16 protein-coding genes are annotated in these 20,537 nt (G+C 60.1%); 12 read left to right on the top strand and 4 right to left on the bottom strand.

Annotated features, from left to right (window positions below):
* Nucleotides 1–16: 16 nt before the first annotated feature.
* Entirely contained in the window at nucleotides 17–964 is a 948-nt protein-coding gene (gene epsC / locus ACPS74_RS07870; RefSeq protein ID WP_029651663.1) for a serine O-acetyltransferase EpsC, read from the top strand.
* 100 nt (nucleotides 965–1,064) lie between these two features.
* Here epsC and ACPS74_RS07865 read toward each other — a convergent pair whose 3' ends face one another.
* The 4 genes from ACPS74_RS07865 to ACPS74_RS07850 form a co-directional block, all read right to left on the bottom strand.
* Entirely contained in the window at nucleotides 1,065–2,537 is a 1,473-nt protein-coding gene (locus ACPS74_RS07865) for an MBL fold metallo-hydrolase (RefSeq protein WP_029651664.1), read from the bottom strand.
* A 157-nt stretch (nucleotides 2,538–2,694) separates the two neighbouring features.
* A complete protein-coding gene (locus ACPS74_RS07860; RefSeq protein WP_029651665.1) occupies nucleotides 2,695–5,838 on the bottom strand; it encodes an efflux RND transporter permease subunit in 3,144 nt (1,047 codons plus the stop codon).
* Nucleotides 5,835–8,900, bottom strand: a complete 3,066-nt coding sequence (locus ACPS74_RS07855) for an efflux RND transporter permease subunit (protein WP_239755393.1) — start codon at nucleotides 8,898–8,900, stop codon at nucleotides 5,835–5,837. Before ACPS74_RS07855 ends, ACPS74_RS07860 begins: the two co-directional genes overlap by 4 nt.
* 56 nt (nucleotides 8,901–8,956) lie before the next feature.
* Nucleotides 8,957–10,210, bottom strand: coding sequence for an MdtA/MuxA family multidrug efflux RND transporter periplasmic adaptor subunit (locus tag ACPS74_RS07850; RefSeq protein ID WP_051381836.1), 1,254 nt, complete (start codon nucleotides 10,208–10,210; stop codon nucleotides 8,957–8,959).
* Nucleotides 10,211–10,488: 278 nt separating this feature from the next.
* Between ACPS74_RS07850 and ACPS74_RS07845 the strand changes: the two genes are divergently transcribed.
* The 11 genes from ACPS74_RS07845 to ACPS74_RS07795 all read left to right on the top strand — a co-directional run bounded on the left by ACPS74_RS07845 (nucleotide 10,489) and on the right by ACPS74_RS07795 (nucleotide 20,533).
* Entirely contained in the window at nucleotides 10,489–11,850 is a 1,362-nt protein-coding gene (locus ACPS74_RS07845; protein ID WP_029651668.1) for a PQQ-dependent sugar dehydrogenase, read from the top strand.
* Nucleotides 11,851–12,932: 1,082 nt separating this feature from the next.
* On the top strand, nucleotides 12,933–14,189 hold the full coding sequence (locus tag ACPS74_RS07840) for a site-specific integrase (protein ID WP_029649524.1): 1,257 nt from the start codon (nucleotides 12,933–12,935) through the stop codon (nucleotides 14,187–14,189).
* Nucleotides 14,186–14,878 carry a hypothetical protein gene (locus ACPS74_RS07835; protein WP_157055218.1) on the top strand — a complete coding sequence of 231 codons (693 nt, stop codon included), beginning with the start codon at nucleotides 14,186–14,188 and terminating at the stop codon, nucleotides 14,876–14,878. The genes ACPS74_RS07840 and ACPS74_RS07835 overlap by 4 nt, the downstream gene beginning before the upstream one ends.
* A gap of 88 nt (nucleotides 14,879–14,966) precedes the next feature.
* On the top strand, nucleotides 14,967–15,194 hold the full coding sequence (locus tag ACPS74_RS07830; RefSeq protein WP_029649527.1) for a hypothetical protein: 228 nt from the start codon (nucleotides 14,967–14,969) through the stop codon (nucleotides 15,192–15,194).
* Nucleotides 15,195–15,451: 257 nt separating this feature from the next.
* On the top strand, nucleotides 15,452–15,679 hold the full coding sequence (locus ACPS74_RS07825) for a hypothetical protein (RefSeq protein ID WP_029649529.1): 228 nt from the start codon (nucleotides 15,452–15,454) through the stop codon (nucleotides 15,677–15,679).
* Entirely contained in the window at nucleotides 15,679–16,803 is a 1,125-nt protein-coding gene (locus ACPS74_RS07820) for a hypothetical protein (RefSeq protein ID WP_029649535.1), read from the top strand. The genes ACPS74_RS07825 and ACPS74_RS07820 overlap by 1 nt, the downstream gene beginning before the upstream one ends.
* Nucleotides 16,804–17,217: 414 nt before the next feature.
* Nucleotides 17,218–17,553: a hypothetical protein gene (locus ACPS74_RS07815; RefSeq protein ID WP_157055219.1), complete on the top strand. Its 336-nt coding sequence runs from the start codon at nucleotides 17,218–17,220 to the stop codon at nucleotides 17,551–17,553.
* A gap of 95 nt (nucleotides 17,554–17,648) precedes the next feature.
* Nucleotides 17,649–18,500 carry a hypothetical protein gene (locus ACPS74_RS07810; protein ID WP_162231967.1) on the top strand — a complete coding sequence of 284 codons (852 nt, stop codon included), beginning with the start codon at nucleotides 17,649–17,651 and terminating at the stop codon, nucleotides 18,498–18,500.
* A 13-nt stretch (nucleotides 18,501–18,513) separates the two neighbouring features.
* Nucleotides 18,514–19,272 (top strand): HK97 family phage prohead protease, encoded by a 759-nt coding sequence (locus tag ACPS74_RS07805; protein WP_162231968.1) that lies wholly within the window; start codon nucleotides 18,514–18,516, stop codon nucleotides 19,270–19,272.
* A gap of 188 nt (nucleotides 19,273–19,460) precedes the next feature.
* The gene (locus ACPS74_RS07800) at nucleotides 19,461–19,700 is read left to right on the top strand and encodes a hypothetical protein (RefSeq protein ID WP_029649546.1); all 240 of its coding nucleotides are present in this window, start codon (nucleotides 19,461–19,463) and stop codon (nucleotides 19,698–19,700) included.
* 35 nt (nucleotides 19,701–19,735) lie between these two features.
* A complete protein-coding gene (locus ACPS74_RS07795) occupies nucleotides 19,736–20,533 on the top strand; it encodes a hypothetical protein (RefSeq protein ID WP_157055220.1) in 798 nt (265 codons plus the stop codon).
* Nucleotides 20,534–20,537: the final 4 nt, after the last annotated feature.

The raw sequence follows: 20,537 nt of genomic DNA, 5'->3' as shown, positions 1-20,537 counted from the left end.
CGCATGGACTAATTCGATGACAGCGCAAGACGCTCCTGTCGCTCCTCTTCAAGATCAGATGGGAGTCGGAAAGATTGTCGCGGAGTTGCGGGCTTTGCGCACCGCCTCTCAAAAAAGCCGCTATCGCAATGGCGTGCTGCCCGCGCTTCCCTCACGGGAAGAGACTCGCGCGATCGTCGCTGGCCTTGTCTCGACGCTTTATCCGCGTCATTTCGGGCCGCCTGAACTCACGCCAAATAGCGTCGACGGATTTCTTACTTATGTCCTGGACAAGACGTTGCGCTCTCTCGAGGAGCAGATTCGCCGCGAGTTGAAGCTCAACGCGCATGCGAGCGAGACGCCCACAATCGATGACGCAGCGCGCGCGACGGAAATAACCGCGGCCTTCGCGCAGTCTCTCCCCAAGGTGCGCGCACTCCTCGACAGCGATATCCGAGCCGCTTTCAAAGGCGATCCAGCGGCGCGCACTCACGACGAAATCATCTTTTGCTATCCTGGCGTCGCCGCGGTCATCCGGCATCGTCTCGCGCATCAGCTGTATATCCTCGGCGCTCCGATGCTGGCGCGCATCATAGCCGAGATTGCGCACTCGGAGACAGGCATCGATATACATCCGGGCGCCGAGGTTGATGAGAGCTTCTTTATCGATCACGGCACGGGCGTGGTGATCGGAGAGACGGCGCGCATTGGCAAACATGTGCGTCTCTATCAAGCGGTTACGCTCGGCGCCAAGCGTTTCGAAACAGACGAAGCCGGCGCGCTCATCAAGGGAAAAGCGCGTCATCCCGTTCTCGAAGACGACGTCGTGGTTTACGCTGGCGCGACGATCCTCGGCCGCATAACGATCGGCCGCGGCTCCTCCATCGGCGGCAATGTCTGGCTGACGCAAAGCGTGCCACCCGGCAGCAACATCACGCAGGCGAAGGCGCGCAGCGACAGTTTTGATAATGGCGGCGGAATCTGACTAAGCCGATCGGCAAAAAAAAGCCGCCCCGAAGGGCGGCAGTTTGCCAAGAGAGAGGGAAAATGAAGAGAGAGGGAAATGAAGGGATTCGCGTCGTGATCTATTGCGCGAGCGTTGGTTGACCGATCGCTGTGCGCAGGTCCGCCAAAGTCACGATGCGCGGGCCGTGAAGCCCTGCAATTTGCGTCACATCAAGTTTGAGCTTTTGAATGTTCTCATAAAGATTGACTGAATAGGGATTGACGGTCTTCGGCGGCGGCGCTTCCTTTGCCGTGGGCGTGTAAGCGTCGGCTTCAACCAAAATCTTCTCTGTCGGCAAGTAGACGAGCGCCAGTTCGTCGCTATGGCCATTGCCGGCGATGCGGTGAATTTCGATTGAGCGGAAGCCGTCGGACAAGACATGCTTGTCGTCGTAGGTTTCGAACTTCGCCGACTTCTTCGACTGCGACAAGCGATCGGGCCGCAGTGTGTGTGGGGCCGCCCAAGCCTTTTCATAATAAGGCTTATCGAGTTTATGCGTCACCACGGTCGCTCCGGCGTCGACAAAGGTGCGGAGTCCTCCCGAATGATCGAAATGAACGTGGCTGTTGACGACATATTTAACCGGCTTATTGGGCGCGATTTCGGCCAGCTTGGCGATGAGCGCGAGAGAGCGGTCTTCATTGAGCGGCGCTTCCACGAGCACAACGTGATCTTTCTGCTCGATGGCTACGCTGTGATGCGTTCCGCCAGTTAGCCAATAGACGCCTTCGGCAAGCTTCTCGGCGTTGACAGTGGGCGTCGGTTTGAAGCTCGCGACATTCTCCGGAACCGCGATGTCCACCCCAGGGTTGGGTTTGACGGAGGCGATATTGAGATGCAGGACCGGATAACCGCCCTCGACGCGGGTCAGTTCCGCGGGAAATTGGACGCCGCCGAAATCCTTGTAGTCTTTGTATTTCGTCTCGACGAGCGTATCGCCGAGCACGGGACTGTCGATCCAAGTCCGCACCCATTCGACCTGATTACTCGCGTTGATCTGACCGACATAGCGATGCGCGCCGGCGTTGAATGAAACCTCGACGCCGACGCCGGACGCTTCCGACTTGGCGTTATTGGCGAGCGCCGCCTTGATGAATCCCTGCGGCGTCGCCCAGATTTCGGCGGTCCTCTCTTCGACTGTTGCGGGCTGCGCCGTCGCGACCGGCGCTGTTCCGGGCGGCGAGTTTTGAGGCGGTGCGACGTTCCATGCTTTGTCGCCGCTGACGAACCAGTTGAGTTTTTGCTCTGTCGGCGTTGGACGTTGGCGTCCCGGCTCGATCGTTTGGATGCGCGTCAGCGACACTTGCGCGCTCGGCGCCTCGAAATTGAGTTTGGCGACATAGCTGCTGACGTCGAACTGCGGCCATGCCGCGCCGGGCGTCGGCGCTTGGCCAAATTGATACCAATGACCGGACCCCGAAAATTCGAGCGACTTGAGATTTGAGACGCTAAGGGCGCTGGCCGCTTCCTGAAGCGACGCCGCCTGCGCCGATAGCGCCGTGAAAGAGACCGCAATTGTCAGACCGCGTAAGGCCAAGGAATGACGCCGCATGGCTGCTCCTCTTAATCATACTTACTAAGTAGATTTATAAGGGTGCTCATCAGTGTGGTCAACTAGTTTGTCGGCTGGCGGCAAATTTAAAATCTATTTGCGGAGTCGGATAATATCCGCTGGACGCGGCGTGCGGCTCGGATATCCGGGCAACGGATTACGCCTCGACGCGTTCGTGCGGAACAACGGCGGCGCGCAATGCGCCGACTCGGCGCGCGAGACGATCAACATAGAGAAAGACCACGGGCGTCGTGTAAAGCGTGAGGAGTTGGCTGACGATTAATCCGCCAATGATCGCGACGCCGAGCGGCTGACGCATTTCGGCGCCCTCGCCGGAACCGATGGCGAGCGGCGCAGCCCCCATGATGGCGACCAAGGTCGTAATCAGAATCGGGCGAAACCGTAACGAACAGGCGTCTGCAATCGCGTCTTCGGCGGAAAATCCGCGCGAGCGCCGGGCGTCAATGGCGAAATCGACGAGTATGATCGCGTTCTTCATGACAACGCCGATCAGAAGCAGAACGCCAATCATCGCGATAATACTGAGATCCGTTCCGCACAGCATTAGCGCCGCCGCCGCGCCGACGCCCGCAGAGGGCAGCGTCGAGAGGATCGTGAGCGGATGAAAGAAGCTCTCATAGAGCATTCCCAGCACGATATAGACTGCGGCGAGCGCGGCCGCGATCATGACCGGCTGGTTCGCGAGCGCGTCCTGATAGCCCGCCGCGTTCCCAGCAAAAGCGCCATGGATGCCGGCGGGCGCGCCCATGTTGAGCATCGTCCCCTTGATGGCTGCGGCAGCGTCGCTCAAGGATTTGCCCTCGGCGAGATTGAAGGAAATCGTCACGGCCGGCTGATGACCCTGATGATTGACCTGCATCGGCGTCGGTCCAGCATTGAGCGAACTGAAAGCGGCAAACGGAATCATGCGTTCGGCCGAAGCGTTGGCGACGCGCGCAACTGGCGCACGACCCGCGCCGATGAAAAGCTCCGACAGAGCGTTCGGCGTTTCCCGGAAGTTTGGCGCGACCTCCATCACGACATGATACTGGTTTAAGGGTTCATAGATCGTCGAGACCTGTCGTTGTCCGAATGCGTCATAGAGTGTGTTGTCGATCTGACTTGCCGTTAGGTTGAGCCGGGCGGCCGTCTCGTGATCCACGACGACCTCAGTCCTCAGGCCCTTGTCCTGTTGATCGGAGTTGACGTCGAGCAGGACGGGACTCTTGCGTAACGCGTCGGTGATGCGCGGCGCCCAAAGTCGTAACTCGTCGAGATCGTCGGCTTGAAGCGTATATTGATAGAGCGCGCTGCTCGAACGCCCGCCAATGCGAATGTCCTGAACAGACTGAAGAAAGACCTGCGCGCCGCTGACCTGCGCCAATTTCGGGCGAAGCCGCGCCATGATCTTGTCCGCGGAAACTCCGCGCTCGCGCAGCGGTTTCAGCGTGACGAGCAGGTCGGCGACATTTACCGAGCCGCCCGGTCCAAAGGTTCCGCCAATGGCGCCGGTTGCGGATTCGATGCTGGGATCGCTCTTCAAAATGGCGACGAATTGCTCGAGCTTCTCTTTCATCACCGAGAAGGAAACGCTTTGGTCGGCGACAATGGCCCCGCGCATCCGCCCCGTATCCTGGACCGGAAAGAATCCTTTGGGAATGATGCTGAATAAATAGAAATTCAGTCCGATCAGCGCAAACAATACAAGCATCGTTGCGCGCCGTCGCTTCAGCGCCACGGTCAGCGTCCGCACATAGCCTCGATGCAAGAGATCAAACGCCGCTTCGCTTATGCGAAATATCCTCATCTTCGTCGCTTGCTGCGCGCTTCTCAGGAGTTGCGCGCAGAGCATCGGCGTCGCTGTAACCGACAAGATGAGGGAGACCAGAATCGCAACTGACAGGGTCGCCGCGAACTCTCGCATCATTCGGCCGATAATCCCGCCCATGAACATTATCGGCAGAAAGACGGCGATCAGCGACAGAGTCATGGCTAGGACTGTGAAGGCGACCTGGCGCGCGCCAATCAGCGCTGCGCGAGTGCGCTCCATCCCGTTCTCCATCAGCCGCACGACATTTTCGACAACGACGATGGAGTCGTCCACGATGAAGCCGGTGGCGATCGTCAGCGCCATGAGCGAGAGATTATTCAAGGTGTAGCCGAGCAAATACATTCCTGCGAAGGCGCCGGTCAAAGAGACCGGAACTGAAATGCTGGGGATGAGCGTGGCGCGCGCGTCGCGCAGAAAGAAGAACACAACGGCCACCACGAGAAGCACGGTGAGCGCGAGCGTGAACTCGATTTCGTGCAGCGACGTTCTGATGGTGAGCGTTCGGTCTTGAACGATCCGCATTTCCACGTCTGCCGGGAGAGCCGCCGTCAATGGCGGCATGAGAGCCTTTATTCGATCGACAAGTTCTATGAAATTCGCGCCCGGCTGCCGGAAGATATGGATCTGCACGCCTGTGCGACCATTGCTGATCCCGAAATTGCGCGTATCCTCGATCGAGTCGATGACCTCGGCGACATCGACGAGCTTTAACGGCGCGCCATTGCGATAGCCGATGATCAGTCCTCGATAATCGACCGCGCGCCGGGACTGGTCATTGGCGTAAATTTGCAGGCGGCGTTCGCCATCCTCGATCACGCCCTTGGGCCCGTTGAAATTGGTTGCTGCAATCGCGACGCGCACGCTTTCGAGCGAAACTCCATATTGGGATAAGGCGCTGGGATTGATCTCGACGCGCACGCCGGGCAGGGCGCTCCCGCCGACGAGAACCTGACCCACGCCCTCGATCTGCGCGAACTTTTGCTGAAGAATGTTCGAGCCGATTTCGAACAATTGACCCTGGGTCAGCCGATCGGAAGTCATCGCGATGATGACGACTGGCACTTCCGCCGGATTGGCGGTGCGGAAGATTGGATTGTTTCGTAGATTCGTTGGAAGATCGGCTCGCGCCGCCGCGATCGCCGCCTGAATGTCGCGTTGGGCTCCGTCAATGTTGCGATCAAGATCGAACTGCATCGAAATGCGCGCCGAACTGAGCGAGCTCGACGAGGTCATCTCGGTGACGCCGGCGATCTGTCCGAGCCGGCGCTCCAGCGGCGTGGCGACGGATGAGGCCATTGTCTGCGGGCTGGCGCCCGGCATGCTCGCGTAGATCGAAATCACCGGATAATCGATCTGCGGAACCGGCGCCGCAGGGAGCAAAAAGAAAGCGACCGTGCCGCTCAGGCAGACGCCCAGCATCAGGAGCGTCGTTGCGACGGGCCGAGCGATCGCCGTTGTGATAATGCTCATGACCGGCTTGCTTTCACCTCGAGGTTGGAAGATGGCGCAGGCGCTTGCGACGAAAGACGTTTCGCCAGTCCGTCGAAGGCGAGATAGATGACGGGCGTGGTGTAGAGCGTCAGTATCTGGCTGAGGATGAGCCCGCCGACGATGCTGACCCCCAGTGGGTTGCGAAGCTCTGAGCCTTCGCCGCCGCCGAGTATGAGCGGCAACGCCCCAAGCAGCGCCGCGAGAGTCGTCATCAGAATCGGGCGAAAGCGCAAAAGACAGGCTTGGTAAATCGCATCGCGCGGCGAGAGCCGGTCGTCGCGCTCGGCCTGCAGGGCGAAGTCGATCATCATGATCGCATTCTTCTTGACGATGCCGATGAGAAGAATGATTCCGATGACGCCGATCACGCCGAGATCGCTTCCCGAAAGGATCAGCGCAAGCAGCGCGCCGATGCCGGCCGAGGGAAGGGTAGAAAGAATCGTGATAGGATGAATGTAGCTCTCATAGAGAACGCCGAGCACGATATAGACAGTGACGATGGCGGCGAGGATGAGCAGCGCCGTGCTGGCCGTCGAAGCGTTGAACGCCTGCGTCGCGCCTTGATAAACGGTGATCACGCTTAGCGGCGTCTGCAGATCGGCCTGCGCCTGTCGGATGGCGGACATCGCTGCGCCGAGCGAGTAGCCGGGGGACAGATTGAACGAAATCGTGGTCGCCGGAAACTGCGCCAAATGATCAATGGAGAGAGGCGCGGCGATCTCTCTCAGCGTGACAAGCGACGCTAAGGGAATTTCTGAACCGCTCGGCGTCGGCACGCGCAGCGATCCGAGAGTGTCGAGGCCGTGGAAGCTCTTCGTGTCCGCTTCGAGGATGACGCGATACTGACTGGTCTGGGTGAATATCGTGGATACGATCCTTTGGCCGAAGGCGTCGTATAAAGTATTGTCGATTGTCGCGACGGTCACGCCGTAACGCGAGGCGGAATCGCGGTCGACATCGACGTAAAGCGCGCGGCCGGAATATTGAGCGCTGCTTGAAACGTCGCGAAATGGCGGCAAGCTTGTCAGTTGATCCACAAGTTGTGGCGCATATTGGGCGAGTTCGACGGCGTTCGCGTCTTGGAGCGCAAAATGATATTCGCCTTGTCCGCCGCCGGCGTCGATAGTGAGATCCTGAACCGGTTGGAGATATAAGGAAACGCCCGCCATCGGCTTTGCTACATCCTGCAGACGGCGCACGACCACAGCGATTGACCCATCTCGCGCTTCTCTTGGCTTGAGTTTGATCAGTATGCGGCCGCTGTTGAGCGTGCGATTGTCGCCGTCAACGCCCAGTGTCGAAGAGATCGACTCGACGGCGTCATCCTGGAGCAGCAGTTCAGACAGCGCCGATTGACGCTTCGTCATCGCGGCGTAGGACGAGCTTTGTTCGCCGACGATAACGCCTTGGATCAAGCCGGTGTCCTGTACCGGAAAGAAGCCTTTGGGAATTGTCGCATAGAGCGCGATGGTCAGGCCGAGTGTCGCCAAGAAGACGAACAGGGTCGCGCGAGACTGGTTGATCACGAACATCAGCGTCAGGCCATAGAAGTCAATGATGCGATCGAACCAACCGTCGCCCTTGGCGTGACGATCGCCATGACCTTCCACGTCCTTGGCGGAAAGCAGCTTGGCGCAAAGCATTGGCGCCAGCGTTAACGACACGACGGCCGAGAGGACGATCGTCACGGCGAGCGTCACGGCGAATTCGCGGAACAGCCGGCCGACGATGTCGCCCATGAAGAGAAGCGGGATGAGAACCGCGATCAGCGAAATCGTCAAGGAGACGATCGTAAAGCCAATCTCGCTTGCGCCCTTCAATGCCGCGTCAAGCGGACACAATCCCTTCTCCAAATAGCGAGCGATGTTTTCGATCATCACAATAGCGTCGTCGACCACGAAGCCCGTGGCGATCGTCAAAGCCATCAGTGTCAGATTATTGAGGCTATAGCCGAGCAGATACATCGCGGCAAAGGCGCCGACCAGGGACAATGGCACGGAAATACTCGGGATAATCGTCGCCCGGACATTGCCGAGGAAGAGGTAGATGACGGCGACCACCAAAGCGATGGCGAGTAACATTTCGAATTGCACGTCTTCGACGGAGGCCCTGATCGTCGTGGTGCGATCGGTCAGGACCGAAACATCCAGGGTCGCTGGCAACGAGGCTTGAAGCGCCGGCAATAGCGCCTTGATTTGATCGACGACGGCGATCACATTCGCGCCAGGCTGGCGTTGGACGTTGACGATGATCGCCGGCTCTAGATTCTTCCAGGCGCCGAGTTCACGATTTTCGGCGCCGTCTAGGATCTTGGCCACATCGCGCAGACGAACGGGTCCACCAGTCCGATTGGCGACGACGAGCTGCTCGTAATCGCGCGCGCTTTTGAGTTGATCGTTGGCGTCGATCGCAAACTCCTGCGTGCGGCTATCGATATTGCCCTTGGGGAGGTTGACGTTGGCGCTCGAAATGGCTGTCCGCAAATCTTCAAGCGACATGCCATAGGACGCGAGCGTCGCGACGTTGGCGCGCACGACAACCGCTGGCCTATTTCCGCCGCTGACGCTGACAAGACCGACGCCTGCAAGCTGGGATATTTTCTGCGCAATCCGCGTGTCGGCGAGTTGCTGCACCTCGGTCAGCGGCAAGGTCTTGGATGTCAGTGCGAGCGTGAGGACCGGCGCGTCCGCAGGATTGATCTTCGCATAGATTGGCGGCGCTGGGAGGTCAGTCGGCAAAAAGCTCGCCGCGGCATTGATCGCCGCCTGCACTTGCTGCTCGGCGATATCCAGAGTCAGTTTCAGACTGAACTGAAGGGTAATGATCGAAGCGCCGCCTGAGCTGGTCGAGGCTATTTGGGTAAGCCCTGGCATCTGACCCAGTTGACGCTCCAACGGCGCAGTAATCGAGGACGCCATTACTTCGGGACTGGCGCCGGGATAAAATGTTCGGACTTCTATCGTCGGGAAATCAACCTGCGGCAGCGCCGAAACAGGCAAGAGCCTGTAGCCGATGGCCCCGGCGAGCAAAATCGCCACCATCAGCAGGGAGGTTGCAACGGGACGTAGAATGAAAGGGCGCGAGACGTCGATCGCGCTCACGACGCGCCGTTCTTTGCTGATGTGCTTTGGTGGATCGGGGCATGTTCGTGGGGCTCTGCCGACGGAAGGCTCACGATCATGCCTTCTCGGAGCTTGTCGGCCCCTTCGACGACGACGCGCTCGCCGACTTTCAGCCCCTCTTCGATCACGACGCGTTGGCCACTGGCGGGTCCGAGCTTCACGGCGTGGGCGGAAACGGTCGAGTCGGGTCCAATGAGATAGACGAATGGACCTTGCGCGCCTTGCTGAACGGCCGCGGCCGGCGCGAGCGCGACGTCGTGCAACGTTTCAACAAGCAGTTCAGCATTCACAAATTGATTGGGAAAGAGCCGCTCGTCTTCATTGGCGAATTCGGCGCGCAACTTCACCGTGCCGGACGTCGAATCGATCTGGTTGTCGATTGCGACGAGACGGCCGCGCGCGAGTTCAACGGCCCGCTCGTGATCGAAAGCGACGACCGTCAGCTTTTCGCCGGCGCGGTACTTCCTTAAGACCGGCGGCAGACGATTTTCGGGCAGAGTGAAGATCACCGTTATCGGGGACAGCCGCGTCACGACAGCGATGCCATTGGGATCATTCGGCTGCACATAATTGCCTTGATCGACCTGGCGCAGGCCGATTCGGCCTTCGATCGGGGAAACGATCTGGCAGTAACTGAGATTTAGGCGGGCCTGATCGACAAGCGCACGATCAATCGCAACCGTGCCCCGATATTGATTGATGAGCGCCTGCTGCGTATCGATCTGTTGCCCGGATATGACGTCCTTCATCTTCCTGTTGAGCGTTTCATAGCGCGTCAGATCGCGCACGGCGTTCTGAAGCAGCGCGACGTCTTTTTGCAATTGACCCTCGGCTTGAGCGAGCGCGAGCTGATACGCGCGTGGGTCGACATGCGCCAGGGCGTCGCCGACTTTGACGGACTGCGCCTCGGTGAAACTGACCTCGATGAGCTGTCCGGCGATTTGCGTTTTTACGATCGCCGTGGCGGACGGGGTCACCGTGCCAAGCCCGCTCAGGATGACCGGGAAATCTCCCTTGGAGATTTCGGCTGCGGCCACGCGCGGCGGCAAGGGCCCGCGACTCGAGCCTTTCGCCGGCGCTACCGGCGCCCCGATAAATGCGGAATAGCCGTAAGACAGCGCCGCCCCCATGATCGCGAGGACCACGGCGCCGATGATCCAACGACGGGTGGATGGGGGCCGGGCTGAAACATTCCGAGAATCAGGAGACGCGGCGACGTCGGGATTCATTGCGAGCCGCCTTTCGAGATTTGGGCGGGTGAACTCAATTATCTCTACCAATATGATATGAAATAGCAAGAGCGTGCGCCACTGGCGGGAGCAGGATCTCTACTACCGTGACGAATTTATCCAGTTATCTCTAGAGGAGTGCGACGCGAGGCATTCGCGCGGCGCGCCGCTTCGAGCGAGCGGCTTGGCGTGAACGACCTAGACGTCTACTATGATTATAGGAAAATATGGTTCATGAAAATTAAAGCGCCTTTGTGCGGCGCGCCGGGAGCGGCATTATGATGAAACAGCCGATGATCATTGGCGTGTTGGGCCTCGCGCTCACGATGAGCGTGACATTTCCCAGCGGCTCCAGTTCCGAGACGGTAGAACGTCGCATCGGCGTTGCGGCCTTCAGCGACTGGCATGCGGACGATCCGGGCGTATGGCGCAAGATCGCGCCGGACGATCTGCCGCGCCCCTTGGCGAGCGAACCAAAAGCGTCGCGCTCCGAGGTTGTTGCAAGACCCGAAGGTGCCACGCCAAAAACTCTCGAAGGTTTTTCCGTCGAGGCCTTCGCGACGGGCTTGACCGGACCCCGCGTCATTCGCGTGGCGCCGAACGGCGACATCTTGGTCGCGGAAAGCTCGGCCGGACGTGTGCGCGTCTTCCGCCTCGCCGATGGCGCGATCAAGCCTGAAAAGAGCGAGATTTTCGCGAGCGATCTCGAACGACCGTATGGCGTCGCCTTTTATCCGCCGGGGCCCGATCCGAAATTTGTATATGTCGGCACGGTGTCGAAGATCGTGCGCTTTCCCTACCGTAAGGGCGATCTGAAAGCGTCTGGTCCAGCGGAAGTCGTCGCCAGTCTTCCGGCAAGCGAGACCGGCCACTGGACGCGCGACATCGCTTTTTCGGCGGATGGGAAAACGCTGTTTGTCGCCGTTGGCTCCAAAAGCAATGTCGCCGATGGCCATGTCCGTCCGTCGCCGACGGAAGTCGCCGAGCTGGAGGCAAGAAACGGCGTTGGCGCCAGTTCTGGGCCGGAACAGGATCGCGCCAATATCCTGGCGTTCAACCCCAATGGCGGCGACAAGCGCGTCTTCGCCAGGGGCATTCGCAATTGCTCGGGACTGCAGGTGCGTCCCAACACCGATGATTTGTGGTGCGTCGTGAACGAGCGGGACATGCTCGGGGACGATTTGCCGCCAGACTATGCGACCCGAGTGGAGCCGGGCGCCTTCTATGGGTGGCCCTGGTATTACATCGGCGCCAATCCCGATCCGCGTCACGCCGGCGCGAGGCCAGACCTAGCGGATAAAGTTACGACCCCTGACGTTTTACTGCAGCCGCATTCGGCTCCGCTCGGCATCGCTTTTTATGAAGGCGCGCAATTTCCGCCCGAATTCAAGGGCGACGCCTTTGTCGCGCTTCATGGTTCCTGGAACCGCGCGAAACGAACCGGCTACAAAGTCGTTCGACTGAGATTCAAGGACGGCCGGCCTACGGGTGAGTATCAGGATTTCCTGACGGGCTTTGTGGTCGACGACGCACGAGTTTGGGGTCGGCCAGTTGACGTCGCGGTCGCGCCCGATGGTTCCTTGCTTGTCAGCGAGGACGGAAACGGCACAATCTGGCGAGTGTTTCACAATAGGAAATAGCGCTCAATAGAACGAGGCTCGTGCAGAATTGTTCGCAGGACCCTCCGTTCGGCCTTGCTCATGGCGGCGATTTCGCTACTTGAGTGGCTTTTATGAGCGAAGCATTTCAGCGATTTGCGTCGCAAGCGCGCCGAACCGCGGCGCTAGCAGCGCTTACCCGCTAGACGCGCCGTTGAGGCGCGGAACATCCCCTTAATTTCTAAGTGCAAGCAAGGGTTAGCGCGGATCCAGCGATTGTCTAGGCTCGCGTCGACGCTACCTGGCGATGATCGACACCAGCGGAAGGATCTTCGCCATGACACCAAAGCGTCTTACCTCGTTGGCGCTCGCGGCTGTGCTTCTTGTCGGCCTCGCCTTTGCGTCGCAGTCGGCGTCGGCAGCCACTTTCTATGACAAACGCGATATAATTGTGCGACCTAGTTCTGGCCCCGACCGCTGGCGAGACTGCTCGACCTGTTACAGGGGACATGATTTCGGTAGCGACTGCTTCCAAAATGTTTGGACTGGCTTCGAACAAATTAGGGCCAATGTCTGCTTGTGGGGTTGGAACTGAAAAGTTTTAATTTGGGGAAGCGGTAGCGATCCGGCAGCCCCGCTGTCGCGCGACTCGAGGCGCGGCTGCGAACGTGGCCCAAGATTGACGTTAGTTTTCTGGCGGATTTTCCCAAAGATGGTGCGGGAGATTGGCCATCAGGAAAAACGGCCTTTCGGTTAAGCGGATCGTCGCGGTTTTGAAACAGGCGGCTTGAATTGGCTGGTCGCGGATAGCCGGTCGGGGCCTGTGCTTTGACTGGCCAACATCGATCAACCGAAGGAAGCAGAGCACGGGGAGAGCGCCGCGATTGATGATGTTGGTGAGCGCGGTGGGGCTCGAACCCACGACCCCCTGATTAAAAGTCAGATCTTTACGGCATTCCGGCTCTTTCTCGATCTTCCTCTGATTATATAAACACAAGAAAATCAGGCGCGCAAGACGGCTGTTGCTTTCTCCCTTTTTCCGGCACTATCCTACAAGTGCTTATACCGCGCTTATATTGCGCGCTGTCAGTGGCGGCGAGGGTTCACTTTCAGGCGGTCGGGGGATGGCTCGCGAGAAGATCAATAAGCGCGCGGTCGATGCGCTGACCTGGCGCCCGCCGGGGCCGCCGCAACAGTTCCTATGGGATACGGTGCTGCGCGGCTTCGGCGTCTACGTGCTGGCGTCCGGCCAAAAGACCTACGTTGCGCAGTTCCGGCGAGAGGGCCGCTCGCAGCGCGTGAAGATCGGGCCACATGGCCCTTTCACGCCGGAAAAGGCCCGCGCCCAAGCGGCGCGCATCCTCGGCCGCGTCGCTCATGGCGAAGATCCCGCGGCCGAAAGGCGCGAACGGCGCGCGGCCCGGACCGTCAACGCGGTCGCCGATGAATTCCTCGCGGATCACGTCGACGAGCTGCGCAAGCCCAGGACGGCGGCCGAATATCGGCGAATCGTTGATTTGCACATTCGCCCAGCGCTAGGTCGATCGCTTATTCGTGAGGTGAAGCGCGCCGACCTCGCGAGTCTGCGCGCCGATCTGCGTGAGACGCCGATCATGGCGAATCGCGTGCTGGCGGTTTTCGGCTCCCTATGGAGCTACTCCGCGCGGGTCGGCGACGTCGAAGCCGATGCAAACCCCGTGCGCGGGATCGAGCGCTATCGCGAGCAAGGCCGCGAGCGCTTTCTTACTACGGTAGAATTAGCGCGGCTCGGCGTCGCATTGGAAGAGGGCGAGGCCCTCGGATTGCCCTATGCGATCGATGAAACACGGCCGACGGCAAAGCACGCGCCCAAAAGCGAAAACAGGCGCGTGAAGCTCGACGCCTTCGCCGTCGCGGCGATTCGCCTGCTGCTTTTGACGGGCGCCCGTCTGCGCGAAATTCTTGGAGCGAAATGGGAGCAAGTCGATTTCGAGCGCGGCATACTCTTCCTGCCGGATTCGAAGACTGGCAGGAAGCCGATCTATCTGTCGGCGGCGGCGCAGGCTGTGCTCGCGTCGCTTCCGAGGGTCGAGGGCAATCCGCACATCATCGCCGGCGTAAAGGAAGGCGCGCCGCGAGCCGACCTCGCGAAGCCATGGGCGGCCGTGAAACGCGCCGCAAAGCTTGAAGGCGTCCGTCTTCACGACTTGCGCCATTCTTTCGCCAGCTTTGGGGCAGGCGCGTCGCTCGGGCTGCCGATCGTCGGAAAGCTCTTAGGACATTCGCAGGCGGCGACGACGCAGCGCTATGCTCACCTCGACTCAGACCCGCTGCGGCGCGCGGTCGACGCGATCGGCGCGACGATTGCGGCGGCGATGGACGGGAGCAAGGGGCTTCCGTGACCACCGCGCCTCGCCAAGCGCCGTCCGTGCAGGAAATTGTCAAGGCTCTCGCGAGCGGCGAAGCCTCCGCCGTCCTGCAAAGGCACGCCGCTTTTGTCATTCCACACCTTTGGCGACGGCGTTTGCCACCCGGCGTCTCTCTAAATTCACGAGGTCGGCCGTGGAGTAACTGGTATCTGGACAAGAGATTTTATTGCCTAGTGGAGGATCGCGGCGGGTGGCCGGAAGAGGAGTTAACTCGGGATCTTTCTACTGGAAGAGCTGACTCATATCTGCAAAAACTGGCGGCAAAGAGAATAGTTCAAGCTATAGATATCCACCGGCTTTACGAGGCCAAAGCAAAACCGAAAAAACTCAAGGAATCATCATGGGGCATTTCTGCATCGGTTATAATGATGGCTGCAGAGTATGAACTTATGGGCTCGAGCAGCCCGATCCTCGACGCCATGACGGAGTTTGCAGCTTTGGACGGACTTACGATGGATCAGATCAAGAGGATTTTTAGAGATGGCTTCAAAGACAATATCCGCAACATTGCGCCCTTCGTTGCGGAAGTCGATGCAGCCTTCGCCAGCGGTGAAGATCCCGACCAGGCGCTCGTTAGAGCCGGTCAACGACGTTTCGACAGTTGGACTGTCTCAGAATTGAAGATGCTCTATCGCCATAAAAAAAAAGGGAAAATTAAATAGGGGTATTTTGCACCTTACAAGAGAATCAATATGTTTAAATTGCAGGGCTGTTCCCCGCCTGACGGGGCCGATTGATCGGGAATAGCTCATGAGCAACGCACATTTTCTTCGCCGCAAGGCCGCCGGCGAATATCTGAAAGCAAAATTCGGATTTGGCTCGGAAAAGACGCTAGCCAAGCTCGCCTCGGTTGGCGGCGGACCTGAGTTTCGCAAAGGTTTCGGTGCCGCGCTGTATGAACCCGCGAAGCTCGACGAGTGGGCTATCGCGAAAATTGGCGAGCCGCAGACCAGCACTTCCGACACGCAGGCCGCGTGATCGGCCATGCCTCGGACAGCAAAGAGCCCGCCGGCGTCGACCGGCGGGGCTCCGAATGCAATTTCATGCAGGCTCGCTGAAGGCAATTCGGACGATAGAGCTATCGCCGACACGTCGCAAGGCTTGCCGAGCAAGAACCGCCTAACCGGGCGCTGGCGCGACGTCGCGACGGGCGCTTCCGGCGGCGGGCTCCAATCGCTCCTTACCTACCTAGCCGCAGTGGGGAGAATGGGCGCGCGGCGAGCGGAGCGCGCCCGATGATGTCGGCCGAACGTCGCGAACTCATCTCGGCGCGCACGAAGGCGGCGATGGCTTCGCCTGAAGTGCGCAAGCGAATTAGCGAGCGGACCAAGCTCGGCATGGCGGCGCGTGCGCAGTGGGCGCCGGAGCTTCACGCGCTCGAGAAAGCATGGCGCGATGCCGGCCCTCTGGCGCGTCGACGTTTTTTCGAGAGGATGCTCTGCCTCCTGTCGGAGCGTGCGTGATGAGCATTCATCCGACGAAGCTGGCAACCGCGAAACTCAGTCTCGTCCGTGACACGGCTCTTGATGGCGCGCTCAGCAAGCTCGCCTTGCGCCTCATAGGCATATTCGTCGGAATTCACATGCGCCCCGAGCACGGCGGCGTCGCGTGGCCATCGACAAAATTTATGTGCGAACAGCTTGGCGTTTCCAGCGAAAGCAAAGTGCGAAGCGCGCTCTATGCGCTCTTGGAGCGCGGCTACCTCGCGGCAGAGCGAAAGGCCGGCGAGACGACCCGCTATCGGATCGCCGACCGCTACTTCGATGGCAGTAACCAGCCCCCTATAGGGGCTACCCCCCAGCCCTTATACGGGGCGGGGTCAGAGGATACCCAGCCCCCTATAGGGGCTACCCCCCAGCCCCAATACGGGGCGGGGAGGGCGCCCCCTATAGGGGCTACAAATACCGTAAATAGAAAACCGTTAATTGAAGACCGTAAACCCCCTCTCTACTCCCCCAACAGATCTGGAGCGGACAGTATTTGGCCTGGCGAGGAGGTGGGGGTTTCATCATTCGGGGCGACGCCCAGCACATTCGAACGCTTCGAGGCCATCTGGCAGTGGGGGCAGGGCGAGAGCGTCAAGCAAGCACGGACTGCATTCCACCGGCTGAGCGAGAGCGAACGTGAGAGCGCTATCCAAGGCGCTGCAATCTTCCAAAGCGCGATGGCCGGTCGGCAACACCCGCCGCATGCGTCCACCTATTTCGACGAGCGGAAGTGGACATGCCAAGCACGAAACGCGTCGGCTGCATCGCAGACATACGCTAGGCCAAAGGCCACGTTGAAAAACGGCGTCGCCTTGCTGCTTACAGATTCCTACTTCGCCTCCAGATCTGAACCGAATTTCGCCGCCGAAAACACAATCGATCTCGAAGCGGTGAGGCTCGATCACACTGACGAGCCAATCACGCCGGCAGTTCCAGCGCACGAGCGAGACCGGCGTGTTGTCCTCCATCCCCGATCGCAGCAACTCGAGGCCTGGCATGCTTACGAGCGCCGCGTTCACGGTCGCGCGAAGCCCGGCTTGAGGCGACCAACCGAGTGGCCGCCAGAAGCGCAGCCGAACATCAAGGAGGCGCATCGATGACGTGCACATCGCATCTGTCGGTCGGGGGGGTGGGGTTAAAATCCCAGAGATCGAAGGGGCCCCGCACCACATGGGGTGTCATGCGCACAAAATTTTTTTGTAGCGCAAATGGTTTGATTAGGAGCCTGTTTTCAAACATAAATCAAAGGGCGGGCATGCAATCAAACAAGAAGAAATCCGCTCGCGGCGGCAAGCGCCCTGGCGCCGGTCGCAAGGCGATCCCCCGCGATGAAGCGCCAACGCCAAAAGGCCCGCATGGCGGTCGACGTCTCGGCGCCGGGCGTCCAAGCGGCGCGCGCACGTCGCCATCTCCGGCGCAGCTCGGACTCCCCCTTGGAGATCAAGTCGATGGCTAGGCTATGGTCGCAAATCTTTGCCGACATGCCGCGGGACGATCGGCGCGCGCTACTCGAATTGATCGTTGCGAATTCGCGGCAGCACGCCTCGGAGGCCTCGGCCCTGACGCAGCGCCTCAGCAGTCTTCAGGCCGAGGTTGAAAGTCTTCGTCCGCCGATGACGAGTGCCGAGCGACGGAAGGCGCGCGACGACGCTATTCGAGAAGCCGCTGTGCAAAACTATTCGGGTCTTGGAAAAACGGCTGTGTCGCTTCGACTGGAGCAGGACCTCGCGCGGCTGACACCGCGCGCCGACGAATCGCACGCATCAGATGAGCGGCGCGGCCTGCTCAAAATTTTCGAATTAAATGGAAGAAAGCCGCTCACGGCGCGCCGGATTTTCGATCTGCTATGACGAGGAAAGGCCCGGAAAACGGGCGATGCAATTTTTTTTATCGAGATTGCATTTCCGACGTGCACATCTTGCCGAGGATGAAGCGAGGAGTTGCGATGAGCATCTTTGATCGATTGTTCGGAACCGCCGACGCCAAACCCGAAGGGCTTGCCACGATATCAGAGGCCGCAGCGGCGCTCGAGCGCTTGCGCGTCGCCAGGGCCGCGAATGTCCAACGCGAGAGCGAAGTGATCGCCGAGCGGCGCGCCGCGCTTGGGAGTGACGCGGCAGATGCGGTCATCGCGAAACACGATCGCGAGCTCGAAAAGATTTGCCTCGACGATGAGCGCCTCGATGTGCTCGAGCCGCGAATTATCGCACGCCTGTCGGCGTTGCAGTCAAGCGAGCGCGCCGCGCTTCTCGCGCAGCTTCGTGACATTTACAACGCGCGCGCCGCTGCGCTCGATGCAGCGATGGCCGCCGTGTTGGATCCCCTTGCCGATTTGCAAGAGGCTATCCGCCAGCTCGACGCGGCCGGATTCTCCGGGGAGGCGCGGGCGTTCGTCGTCGCGCCACCAAATGTCGGAAACGCCATCGTAATCTCTGGCGAAACTCTGGAAAATTGGCGCCAGCAGCGCGAGCGAGTCGCCGACATGCACGCTGCGGCAGCCGCGCCGCGTCCTGCTTCCGCGAAGCCTGTCGCCATGGGCAAAGCGGCCGAGCCGGAGCCCGTCCGCGAGTCGATCAAACGCGCGCCGTCGCGCGCACCCCTGCGGCACGATGGGCCAGTCGCCTATGGCTTCGCGAAAATTGCCTTCCTTCGCGCTGGCGTCGACCTGGGCGATGGCATGGCGAGCGTTCCAGGAGATGAAGCGGTCAGACCACTTGAAGTCGCGAATCAAATCGCTCGCTCCGGCGCTGCCGACATTATCGAGATTGGCGCCGCCGGCGCTGATGCGGCTGAGTGACAGGGGGCTCAAAATGCGGAAATCCGTTTACGAAACCACAATATGCGCACCGCGGCGGGCCGTAACCAAATTCGTCGGTAATGCGATCATCGGCAATGCGAAGGTCGGCGATCGACAAATTCGCGTGGTCGTTTCTACACCGACACCGGATCGCGTTGGCGACGTTATGGAGCCGATGGGTTGCGACCTTACGGCGTATCGAAAAAACCCCATCTGCTTGCGCGATCACAACCGGACGCAACCGATCGGGACCGCGACGGTCGACGTCTCGGCCGAGCGCGTGGATGCGCTCATCACCTTCGCCCCGGAGGGAGTTTCCGAAGATGCTGACGAGGTGTGCGCCTTGGTGAAGGCAGGCGTAGTGAGCGCCGTATCTCCTGGCTTCATCCCGATGGAAACAGCGCCGCTAAAAGGCGGCGGCATGCACGTAAAAAAATGGCAGCTGCTGGAGATCAGCATCGTGACAGTCCCATGCAATGCAGACGCCGTAATCCTCGAACGAACTCTTGATCCTGAAGCCGCGCGTCGTCGCCGAGAAATTGAGATTCTGCGACTGAAGACCGGCGCGAACGATTTCTTAGCTCCTCCGCCCAGCCTCGACTCCGCAAAGCGCGAGCGCGAAATCGACCAGCTCCGCGCCGTCCGCAAGCAACAAGAGCGCGACGTTCGCACACTCGCCATGAGCTCGCCCGTGAGCGCCGCGCATTTGATCCGCGAGGAAGAAGAGGCGCGCGCGGTCGACATGTCGCGCCGGATCTTCTCGAAAGAGTGAACCGGGTCGCCTCAGACGCGGGTCCGCCGGCAAAGCAAGATCCCGCGCAGCGTAACCATTGGGACGCGAGATAATGTGGCTGGATCCTGAGGGCAATGCAGCTAGTTCAAAAACGGAAAGTGCGATGCGGCCCCCAACCGTGATTGCCGTTCAATCGCACACCGCCGCAATCTCTTTGAGGTGCGATCGTGAATGATCAGCAGGAAACAGAACTCGCTTCGACAATCACGGAAGCCGCCAGATCAATCGTGCCGCCGCCGAATCCGTCCAAAGAATTCGTCGAAAGTGTGCGCGAGCTCTACGGATCGAACTTGTCGATGTTCATTCGCCTCGGATTTGATCTTAAGACCGCAAAATTTCTCGCCGCGATGCTCGCGGCACGCATGATCAATGATGAGCTTGGCGCGGACATGGCGGGCCGCGCCTAATGACCGACGCAAAAGGCCACAGCGCCGTTCGGGCGATGAAGAAGCCGGCCAAGCTATCGGAAGGCACGGTGTGGGAGAACTTGGAGCTGTTTCCGACGCCACCATGGGCGACGCGGGCGCTGTTCGATATCGCCCTGCCACATGTCATCGCCGAGCTCCCCACCTTCGTGTGGGATCCGTGCGCCGGGCTCGGCCACATGGCGGCGCCGCTGTCAGAATATGCCACCGTCCACGCGAGCGACGTTCACATTTACGAACTCGCCCAGCTGCCGGCCGAGCATGATCCGCGCGACCATGAGTTTCGTTGCGCGCCGCTGACAACTGCTGCCTTTGGGATCGCCCGCACCGACTTTTTCGACGACTCGGCCACCTGGCCTTTGCGGGGGCGGGGCTGGATCATCGGAAATCCACCCTTCGTGCCCGCGGCGCGCATGCTCGCGAAGGCGCTGGCACTCAATGGCGTCGACGGCGTCGCGCTGCTGCTGCGGCTGCAATGGCTCACGACTGACGAGCGCTGGCGCGAAGTCTATTCGCGCATGCCGCCGACCGTCGTCGCCCCCTTCGTCGAGCGCGTGCCGATGTGTCTTGGCGGCTACGATCCGGACGGCTCGACGGCAACCGATTACGCCTGGTTTATCTGGAGCGAGCCGAATCGCTGCAAGCTGCTCAGCGCCGCCGACCCTTCGTTTCCTATGCGGCACATTCCACCCTGCCGCGCGCGGCTGACCAAGCGGGAAGACCGCGCACTGGCCCTGCGCCGCGTGCCGGGTTTCGTCCCGCCATCACTGCTGAAGAAAAATTCGCCGCGTCAGGAGGTATTGGCGCTCAGCTGAAACC

This window comes from Methylocystis sp. SB2, from assembly GCF_049817085.1.
Classification (GTDB): Bacteria; Pseudomonadota; Alphaproteobacteria; order Rhizobiales; family Beijerinckiaceae; genus Methylocystis; species Methylocystis rosea.
This window is presented reverse-complemented; position numbering and strand designations above follow the sequence as displayed.